Source organism: Rhodococcus sp. (in: high G+C Gram-positive bacteria), from assembly GCF_049286785.1.
Taxonomy (GTDB): Bacteria; Actinomycetota; Actinomycetes; order Mycobacteriales; family Mycobacteriaceae; genus Rhodococcus_F.
On sequence record NZ_JBAQEO010000052.1, the window covers coordinates 1 to 2,931 of the forward strand.

Sequence of the window (2,931 nt, forward strand, 5' to 3'; positions counted from 1 at the left end):
GCCGCCGAGTCCGCCTTCGGCACCGAGGATCGCGCCGAGGTCGAGGCCGCCGCCCGCACCGAGGACAGCATCGAGGGCACCGCCCAGCGTGGTGGTCAGGTCGCCGCCGACTCCCAGCTCGCCACCCAGCAGACCGCCGAGGGCTCCGCCGAGGCTCCCGCCGGCACCGAGGATCGCGTCCAGATCCAGCCCGCCGCCCAGGTCGGCAATCGACCCGAGGGTCGCGCCCAGCACGCCACCGAGATCGGCGCCGAGGTCACCGCCGGCGCCGAGAACGCCACCGAGTGCACCGGACAGGGCTGCGGTGAGGTCGGTATCGAGCGCACCGCCGAGGAGTCCGTCGAGAGTGGTGCCGAGTCCGCCGCCCAGGCCGATCGCCGTGTCGAGGGCACCGCCGACTGCGCCGCCGAGTCCGGCGTCGACACCGAGGACGCTTCCGAGGGTGGCGCCCAGAACGCCGCCGATGTCCAGGGCACCGCCCAGATCCAATCCGCCGTCGAGGTCACCGATGCTGCCGAGCGCCGCGCCGAGAGCGAGGCCGAGATCGGCGCCGAGTGCGCCGCCGATGGACAGGGCCGGGGCGAGAATGCCGGCCAGGCCGCCGCTCACATCCAGGACGGGCAGGGCCGAAAGTGCCGCGGTGAGTGTAGTCCCGAGCTGGCCGGTGAGCTCGCCACCGAGACCGAGGAAGCCGCCCAGCGCGCCGCTGATCGCGGTACCGATGTCGAGGGCGCTACCGAGGCCGAGATCGAGGCCGCCGGTGAGCGACAGGGCCGCATCCAGGGCCGCGCCCAGGGCTGCACCGAGCTCCGCGCCGATCTCCCCGCCGATCTCGAGGGCGGCACCGAGCGCGGCGCTCAGACCGGCAGCCAACTCTGCGGCGAAGTCGAAGTCGCCGCCCAGTCCAGCGCCGAGTCCCAGTCCGGCACCGGCACCGATTCCGACTGCGCCGCCCAGGCCGCCGCCGAGACCCAGGCCGCCACCGAGACCCAGGCCGCCACCGAGACCGAGACCGCCAACGAGGCCCGCACCGATACTGCCTGCCACGTCACCGGCCACATCGCTGCCGGCGTTCACGATCGCGGCCAGGTCGGCACCGCTGCCGCCGAACAGTCCCGACTCCGCGACCAGCGGCGCGACCGAGACGATGTCTGCGTGAGTCACGCCCTCCAGGCCGGCGGCGCACAGCGCCTCGGTCGGATTGGCGCAGTAGGCGGCGGCAGCCTCTTCGTTGCGAAGCAGGCCGAGGATGAAGTCGAGAACGGCGTTGGTAGCCATGGCAATCTCCTGTGGTCGAGGATCCGGGGAGCTCGGGTGGCCACCACATGAGCTGTGACGGCGAGTGAAATCCACGTTATGGATCGGTGGGCCCCTTCCCAACGGGGCCGCGCCCCCTACTTCCGGGGCCCCGCGTCGGGGATTGCGCGTAGGGGGTGCCGGCCCCGGCGTTAGGGGATTCGGGGCCGTTAGGGGATGTGCCCCGTGATCCGCGAATTCCAGCACTTCGACGTAACGGAATTGCCGGTCACCCCGACAACCCGGGTAACCACGGCCCACAGGGGTCGCCCGGAGCACAGGAGTGAGAGATGGCTGCAGCGCTCGGCATCGGAGTCGGTTCGGTCAACACGGTGGCTGCCGCCGACACCGACGGAACGGGCGCTACGGACCCCGCCGATCTCACGGTGATCTCGCACCCGAGCACGCTGCGTCTCTCCCCCGACACCGCACCCGCTCTGGGAGCCGGTCCCGTCCCGCCGGACTGCATGGTGGTGTCCGATTTCGCGAACCGGGTGGGCGACCCCGTCGGAATCCTCACCGACGACGGGTCCACGTATTCCGGTGAGGACCTGGTCGCGACCGCCGTGAGCTGCGTAGTGCACGACGCGGCGTCCGGCAGGCACGGCCGGCCGACCACGGTGGTCACCCACCCCACGACCTGGTCGCCGTACACCGTCGGTGTGCTGAGTTCGGCGCTCGAGCGTGCCGGTGTCCGCGGCGCCACCCTGGTGTCCGAAGCGCACGCGGTGATGACGTGGCTCGAGCGCACGCGGGGCAACCCGGGCGACTCCGTGACTGTGATCTACGACCTCGGCGGAACCTCGCTCGACATCACCCTTTTCCGTTCGGACAGCCGCGGCACGGAGACCGGCGTGCTCGGCAAGCCGGTGCGTTCGGAAGACTTCGGCGGCGCGCATTTCGATCACGCCGTGATGCAGTACGTGCTCGGCAACGTCGCCGTGGAATTCGGGGACGTCGATCCCTTCGCCCCCGACACGGTCGCGGCGCTCACCGCGCTGCGCGACCGGTGCGCCGCTGCGAAGGAAGCGCTCTCCTCCGACACCGAGGCCACCCTCGGGATCGAACTCCCCGGGATCTCCACCGACGTGCGGCTGGTGCGCTCCGAACTCGAAGACCTCATTCGCGAACCGCTCACCCGATCGATGACGCTGGTCCGCGAGACGATCCACGCTGCGGGGCTCGAAACCAGTGACGTCACCCGGGTGATCCTGACCGGTGGTAGCGCTGCGATACCGCTTGTCGCGGAACTGTTGTCAGCCGAACTGCGGGTTCCGCTGGTCGCCGCCGAGCACCCCGCCCACACCGCAGCCCTCGGTGCCGCCCTGCTCGCCGCGGAGGCGAACGCGGGACGCGCTGGCGCTCCGACGGTGGCCCACATGCCTGTCGTCGTCCCGGTCGCTGCGGCGCCCGTCGCCGACGACACAGCCGACGATGCCGACACGGAAGTGTTCGTTGCGGCAACGCTCCCCGAGTCGCCTGCACCGACCGCAGCCCACCCGGCCTCACGCAGGAAGAAGACCGCGTTCGTCGCCGCCTCGGCGGCCGCGATCGTGCTGCTCGGCGCGGGAGGCCTCGCTCTGGGGACCGTGCTGGACGCTGCGCCCGCGAGCAGCGGGGCGACCACCACTTCGC

At 71.6% G+C, this 2,931-nt stretch carries 2 protein-coding genes; one reads left to right on the plus strand and one right to left on the minus strand.

The features are described from left to right. Positions 1-1,278, minus strand: a 1,278-nt coding sequence (locus WAW17_RS02180; protein WP_422331385.1) for an IniB N-terminal domain-containing protein, incomplete at its 3' end; no start/stop codon positions are given. Between the two features lie 308 nt (positions 1,279-1,586). On the opposite strand from WAW17_RS02180, the gene WAW17_RS02185 reads away from it, so the two are divergent. Next, the coding region (locus WAW17_RS02185; protein WP_422331386.1) for an Hsp70 family protein at positions 1,587-2,931 on the plus strand (1,345 nt) is incomplete at its 3' end.